General features: G+C 50.1%; 5 protein-coding genes. All 5 read left to right on the forward strand.

Going from position 1 to position 7,465, the window contains the following annotated elements; genetic code table 11:
• Positions 1–61 precede the first annotated feature (61 nt).
• Positions 62–328, forward strand: coding sequence for a PAAR domain-containing protein (locus GC128_RS22790; protein WP_151996182.1), 267 nt, complete (start codon positions 62–64; stop codon positions 326–328).
• A 2-nt stretch (positions 329–330) separates the two neighbouring features.
• Complete coding sequence (locus tag GC128_RS22795) at positions 331–1,455, forward strand: hypothetical protein (protein WP_151996183.1); 1,125 nt, start codon at positions 331–333, stop codon at positions 1,453–1,455.
• Between the two features lie 197 nt (positions 1,456–1,652).
• Positions 1,653–4,850, forward strand: coding sequence for an ImcF-related family protein (locus GC128_RS22800; RefSeq protein ID WP_226812252.1), 3,198 nt, complete (start codon positions 1,653–1,655; stop codon positions 4,848–4,850).
• Positions 4,850–6,451, forward strand: a complete 1,602-nt coding sequence (gene tssA, locus GC128_RS22805) for a type VI secretion system protein TssA (protein WP_151996185.1) — start codon at positions 4,850–4,852, stop codon at positions 6,449–6,451. The genes GC128_RS22800 and tssA overlap by 1 nt, the downstream gene beginning before the upstream one ends.
• An 86-nt stretch (positions 6,452–6,537) precedes the next feature.
• Positions 6,538–7,465, forward strand: a 928-nt coding sequence (locus tag GC128_RS22810) for an esterase/lipase family protein (RefSeq protein WP_407643553.1), incomplete at its 3' end; no start/stop codon positions are given.

Genomic DNA, 7,465 nt, shown 5'->3' on the forward strand with positions numbered 1-7,465 from the left:
TTTCTAACTTAATAAATAACTGTCTATTATTGGCTTGACTGTAACTAATAAGGGGAAAGGAATGCCAGGAATTGTGTGTTTAGGTGATGCTACCACTCATGGAGGAAAAGTGATCACTGCTTCTTCCTCAATGTTTATTAATGGAATCCAGGTTGCACTGGTCGGCGATATAGTTTCTTGTCCAATTCCTGGACATGGAGTGAATCCAATTATTGAAGGTGCATCAACCGAAATGGAAGAAGGAGTATGCGTTGTGGTTAATAATTGTCGGTGTGCCTGCGGATGTCAGGTAATTAGTTCTCACCCTGAAGTTAGTGTCGAGTCATAATTATGGGCTGGCCTATTCCTGAAATCCCCGAAAAATCAGCATTACCAGCGCCGCGCGTCGGACGATGGTTTATTATTATGGTAGTGATGATGACAATAGGTTCATTATCGGCTGTATTTATTGGTCGATTTAGCACCTATACTCCTGTGCTTCTTTACGGAGCATTGCCCGGTTTTCTGCTGTGGCTTTGTTTTTTTGGTGTAGTCCTTAACCGCCATGATCAATCCGGTGCCTCTGCATATTCCTGGCATGAAGAATCTCTGGAAACCAAGTCCCAATGGCAACATTGGAGTCGGGAACAACTTGTTGTTGTAGGAAATGTGCTACTGACTCCGGAGGCAACGGGTGTTAGCTCAATCTTAGGTCCGCTATCAGAAATTCCGATGTTTCCTCTGAAAGCGAGGCCATTGTGTGGAGAGAAAGTTACTTTACCATCGCGCCTTAATATGATTGCTACGCAACTAGAAGAACAAACACCGGAGTATCGCCACTATTTGTATACAGTATATATTTTGTGTTCATCAGTACTGAACCGCGAAACAATTAAATCTTCAGTTTATAACCTATGGCAACTAAGACCAGAGTTTATTAACTCTATAGAAGAGCTTAATGAATTAAATTTTGAGAATAAAACTAAAGGTCTTACTTTGATTTTATGCTTGCAGCATTGGCCTGAAAACAGACCACAAAAATCCAGTGAATTTATTTCTGCACAACTCCGGGGGGCTCGTGAGTTTATTGTCAGCCATAAATACTCAGTTATGGCAGGAGTCGGAAGAATCATGCCTTTATCTCCTGGATATTTAGCTGACGATCTCAAGATGCTTTTTGATTACAATAAATTAAGCTTTAATGAGTTAGAACACGTTTGGTTATCGGGTGATATCGAGGATATCTCTGCTGCAGTATCAATATATGCTGAGTCACATGGCTGGCTCTTACCAAGAAAGAAACCAGTTCACTATTTGGATCTTTCTTTCGGCCCGCCGGGTGAACTCGCCTTCGCATTATCACTTAGTATGATGGTCGAGGCGGCAAACAAAACCTCTCAGAACCAACTTATTATTTATCAGCAGTCGAAATCTTCAGGCTGGTTGTGTCTTATTACCAGGGAATTATTTTCATGAGTGACGAAAAGAAAGGAACTCAGCAAGAAAGCTACGGATTTGTGGGGTATTTTCTTTTTATTATTGGTTTGGCTGGAATAACTGCTCTATTGCTATTTATCTTTCAGGGCCAGTTAGAACGACGTGGAGTGGAATCGTCCTTCGCCTGGATACTTTGGGCTAGTATTTTCTCTACTCTCCTCTTGGGACTTCTTGTCATGAAATTCTGGTGGCGCCTGAAACAAGCCGCTAAACAGATTTTTTACAGGCCCCAAAAAAAGGGAAAATCAGAATCTGACAATACACCTCAGCAGCCTGCCAGTAAGAATATCAATTCTGATATTAAATCCTCGCTCCAGAAACAATACGGCCGCTTCTGGCCCCGTAAAGTCCGCATTCTACTGTTAACCGGCAGCGCCGCCGATGTAGAACAACTCACGCCAGGGCTGACTTCTCAATACTGGCAGGAGGACAGCGGCACGGTGCTGCTGTGGGGTGGCGATCTGAGCGCACCGGCAGACAACGCGTGGTTGAGCGCGTTGCGTAAACTGCGCCGCCGTCCGTTGGATGGCGTGGTGTGGGTGACCTCTGCATTTGTCCGCCAGAGCGAAACTAAAAATACGCTCTGCGCCGATATGATGGACAACGTGTCGCAGGCATTTGCTACGCGTTATGAACAACTTGGCTGGCGTTTGCCGCTGTATGTCTGGTCGCTACATCCTTCTGAATCCACACAGTCCGAGCGCATTACGCAATCTGTCGGCTGTTTACTCCCTGCAAGCTGTAAACCTGAAGAGTTTAGCGTTCTGCTCGCAGGGTTGGTTCCTGAGCTAATTGAACAAGGGACACAGCAGGTCATCACCAGTTCGCAGCATCTGTTTTTACTGCAGCTCGCTGACCAGGTAGCCAATAACCCTGACTCCGTGGCAGCACCGCTTGCCACTTTGCTCAATCCATATCGCCCTCTACCATTGGCCGGAGTGATATTCAGCCCGGTGTCGATGGATGCAAAGCGCTCAGTGAAACATCACTGGGGCAAGGATAACCGTTGGGATGTACTGCTTAATTCACTCCCATCATTACCCGCAGCCCTCGCACCAAAGGCGTTAGGTTTTGCCTGGCGTAGAACGCTGGCAACCGCTGTTGCCGGGGTAATGGTGTTGTGGGGCGCAGGGATGGTGGTCTCATTCCTGGTCAACCGCGACGCTATCAATAGCAGTGAATCACAAGTTAAACATGCGGCAGATGTGAAGCAGCCATTGCCTTCGCGTTTACAGGCACAGCTGGATTTGCAGCAAATTCTTGACCGGTTGCAGTACCGCCAGCAGGAAGGTGCGCCATGGTATAGCCGCTTTGGTCTGAGCCAAAATGATGCGCTGCTGGCATCACTCTGGCCGCACTATGGTGCCAGCGCTATTCCCCTGTTGCGCGACGCAAGCGCAGAGCACCTTGAAGAGCAACTCACTTTACTGGCACAGCTTCCTCCGGACGACCCACAACGCGAGAAACTGATTAAACCTGCTTACGACCAGTTAAAACTCTATCTGATGCTGGCCCACCCGGACAGAATGGATGCGGCCTGGTTCAGTAAAACGCTGCTCTCCGACTGGCCACAACGTGCTGGCGTAGCAAATGGTATCTGGCAAGGAAGCGGCCCGTCGCTACTGGCATTTTATGCGGCAAATCTGGCTCACCATCCGGAGTGGAGTCTGGCACCGGATATGAACCTGGTAAATCAAGTGCGAGCGTTATTAGTGCGACAGATGGGCGCGCGCAACAGTGAATCCTCGCTCTATCAAAAAATACTGGTTCAGGTTGCCCATCAATATGCCGATTTGAGTCTGGCAGATATGACCGGCGACACCGACGCAGAACGTATTTTCACAACTGATGCGGTAGTACCCGGCATGTTCACCCGTAAAGCGTGGGATGAAGCGGTTAAACCGGCAATCGAGAAAGTGGTTACCGGACGGCGTGAAGAGATGGACTGGGTGCTGAGTGAAAACAAAGTATCCGTAGTCGAACAGAGTTCACCAGAAGAGTTGCAGGAAAGGCTAAAGGAACGCTACTTCGCTGATTTCTCCGGCAGTTGGCTTGAGTTTCTAAACAGTCTGCACTGGCAGCAGGCTCAGACATTGTCGGACTCCATTGATCAGCTCACTCTGATGGCGGACGTGCGACAGTCGCCGCTGGTTGCATTGATGAATACGCTGAGCATTCAGGGCAAAACTGGTCAGACTGGCGCTGGGTTGTCGGATTCCCTGGTGAAATCGGCCAAGAATCTATTAAACCGCGATGAGCAACCGACGATTGACCAACAAGCCGGAGCGCAGGGGCCGCTGGATGCGACCTTTGGACCGGTCCTGGCACTTATGGATATCAAAACTAGTGGACAAGGAAGCTCGAACCTTAGCCTGCAAAGCTTCCTGACTCGCGTCACCCAGGTTCGTCTCAAACTTCAACAAGTCGTTAATGCCGCTGACCCGCAAGCGATGGCGCAAACCCTGGCGCAAACGGTGTTCCAGGGCAAAGCTATTGATCTGACTGAAACCCGTGATTACGGCAGCCTGGTGGCAGCAAGCCTTGGCCAGGAATGGAGAGGATTTGGACACGCTTTGTTTGTGCAACCGATGGATCAGGCATGGCAACAGGTGTTAACACCTGCGGCCGAGAGCCTGAATACCCAGTGGCAGGCGGCGATTGTTGATGACTGGAACACCACCTTTGGTGGGCGATATCCGCTGAAAGACACCAGCAGTGAGGTATCACTTCCTCTGTTTGCGCGCTACCTAAATAGCGACAGTGGGCGCATCTCACGCTTCCTGCAGACTCGTCTGAACGGTGTACTGCATAAAGAAGGGAGCCGCTGGGTGCCGGACAGTATTAATGCTCAGGGGCTGACTTTCAGCCCGGCGTTCCTCAATGCAATGGACACCCTGAGTCATCTGTCTGATGTGGTGTTTGTCGATGGTGAAGCCAGCATTCGATTCGAAATACGTCCAGGCACAGCGAAGGATGTGATGCAGACTGACCTGGTTGTCGATAGCCAGAAGCTCAGTTATTACAACCAGCTCCCGGCCTGGAAACGCTTCACCTGGCCACATGATACAGAAGCACCTGGAGCCAGTCTGAGCTGGATTAGTACTCAGGCCGGTACCCGCCAGTTTGCGGATATGCCAGGCACCTGGGGGCTGATACGCCTGCTCGATAAAGCCAGTGTCAGACCATATCCAGGCGTGAGTAGCAGCTTTAACATCACCTGGACTGCTCAGGACGGCAGGCCGCTGAACTACACCTTGCGTACCGAAGCTGGAGAAGGCCCACTGGCGCTCCTGAAGCTGCGCAACTTCGTGTTACCGACACAAATATTCAGCGTCAGCGCTGCAACCAGTTCCATCACGGAAGGTGAAAACTGATGTCCACACTGCACACCTTACTGAACGCCTGTCATTCTGATGGGGTGAACCTAACGCAGCAGGCACAGCAACAACTCCTGTTGTGGGATAAGTGGTTAGCTCCCGTTTCAGCAAGCTCCCCGACCGGGGATGATCCTGGCTATGACGACGATTTCCAGCAGATGCGTGAAGAGGTGAACAAACTTTCTGGCGCCAACACTGATCTGGTCTGTGGGCTGGCTGAAAAACTGCTGACGACCACCAGCAAAGATGTGCGCGTCGCGACGTACTACATCTGGGCGAGGTTGCATACTGATGGTGAGGCCGGGCTGGCAGATGGATTAGCCCTGCTGGCCGGGCTAATCCAGCGTTTTGGCGATGCATTGCATCCACTGCGTGCGAATAGTCGCAAGCTGGCACTGGAATGGATAGCGGGCAGCCGGGTATTGGATAGTTTGTCTCTGTATCCGGAAGTCGCAAAAACAGACTTTGAACGCATCGCCGGGGCACTGTCATTAGTGGAGGAGGGCGTTGCGAAGTGGAATGAAGCCTCCCGCCCGCAATTCAGCGGCCTGTATGCCGCACTGGAAAACCGCCTGGCACAGTCTGGCGGTGTCGATGCGGTTATCCCACAAAACAGCAGCACGACGGCAAGTCACTACACATCCTCATCATCAGATGCGCTGGCATTGAAACCTGTTGTTTCAGGGCGGGATTTACTCGACCAGGCAAAACTGCTGGCTGGTTTTCTGCGCGACCAGCCAGACGGTTGGCTTTCAGGCCATCATCTGATGAAAAGTATTCGCCTGGATACCCTCCATGAACTGCCACCTCTGGCAGCGGATGGTCGCACCCGACTGGCACCGCCTAAACCCGAAAACCGTGCGCTACTGAAACGTCTGTATCTGCAACAAAGTTGGTTGGAATTGCTGGAGCAAGCCGACAGCCTGTTTGGCCAGGGGGTGAATCACCTGTGGCTGGATCTACAGTGGTATACCCATCAGGCGCTGACAAAAGCGGGTGCGCCTTATGAAGGCTGGGCGGAAATCATTAAGCAGGATTTGAATGGATTGCTGACCCGTTTACCAGGACTGGAAGGGTTGGCATTTAACGACGGCACACCCTTTGCCGATGAAGTGACGATGAACTGGATAACTCAGCACGTCATGGATTTATCCAACCACTGGGACATTAAACCTTCCACAGCAGCCAGCACTGCTGTCAATGACGATATCTTACAACTGGAACCTGAAGCTCTGGCTCAGGCCGACAGTGAAGGCGTGGATGCCGCACTCAACTGGCTACAGAACCGCCCCGGAACCCTTACTCCTCGCCATCAATGGCTATTGCGTTTGCTGATGGCCCGCATCGCCGAGCAGTACGGCAAAAACGAAATGGCGCTGCATCTGCTGGGCGAACTGGACGGCACAGCCGTGCAATTGACACTCACGCAGTGGGAACCGGAACTGCTGTTCGAAGTAAAAGCTCGCCGCCTTAAACTGCTGCGCATGAAAGCAGGGCGTGGGGATTCCGATAAAGCGCGACTAAATAATGAAATGGAACAGTTGCTCGCCGGGCTAATTACTATCGACCCGGCACGTGCCGCGGTGTTGTGCGGCTAACAGAACCTTAAACAACCGAGTGGAATAAATGCTAATGGCCTTAATCAGGCCATCGCGCCCATCTATTAAATTAAGGACAACGGCCAATGTCGAATGACAATACTACTTGCCAGCTACCTCAATGGGATGAGAACGGAAACGTTTTCTGGAACGGATTTTCGCTACAACAAATCTCTAAAGATGCCAAAGTTAAACTTCTTAAACCTCCGACGAAGGCGATCCCGGTAATATTTCTCCCTGGCGTAATGGGGACGAATTTAATGTCCACCGAAAAAAACAATAAGGCAATATGGCGAGGTGATAGCGATATCGATACTTTTTTTGGGTGGGTGAAAAAAGATGGGAAAATAAGAAGGATATTATTAAACCCTGATACCACCAAAGTTGATGACCGAGGGGAAATCAATAACAACATATACTCTCCCATCTCTGATGAAGGAAAGCTGTTTCCGAGACGTAAAGAACGGAAATGGGGAGAGGCGCTGGCATTTTGTTACGGGGATTTTTTAAGCGTTTTGCAAGGTGCATTACTGGATGACTGGCAAAAAGACCTCATAAAAGGATTACCGGATCAAGGCGGTTGTGTCGTTGGGAGTGGCACACTAAGCCAACTACTGGAAAAACCACTGGGTACCGAGGAAGACGGTGAAGCCGTTTTAACCCCCAGCGAACTTGAACATTTTGAGAAGTTTTTATTCCCGGTACATGTTTTTGGTTATAACTGGCTGCAGGATAATGCTGAATCGGCGACAAAACTGGTTGAATATATTGATAAAGTGATCGGGATGTATAAACACCTACATGGTCATGGTATGGCCGTGGAGAAGGTCATTCTTGTGACCCACTCAATGGGCGGGTTAATTGCTCGCTATGCATCGCAATACCTAGGCTGCCAGAATAAAATCTTGGGCATTGTGCATGGGGTAATTCCCGATCTTGGCTCACCGGCAGCGTATCGCCGAATGAAAATAGGGGCCAAGCAGGAAGGGGCTGCGGGCATTGTATTAGGCAAAT

The organism is Buttiauxella massiliensis, from assembly GCF_902500225.1.
Lineage (GTDB): Bacteria > Pseudomonadota > Gammaproteobacteria > Enterobacterales > Enterobacteriaceae > Buttiauxella > Buttiauxella massiliensis.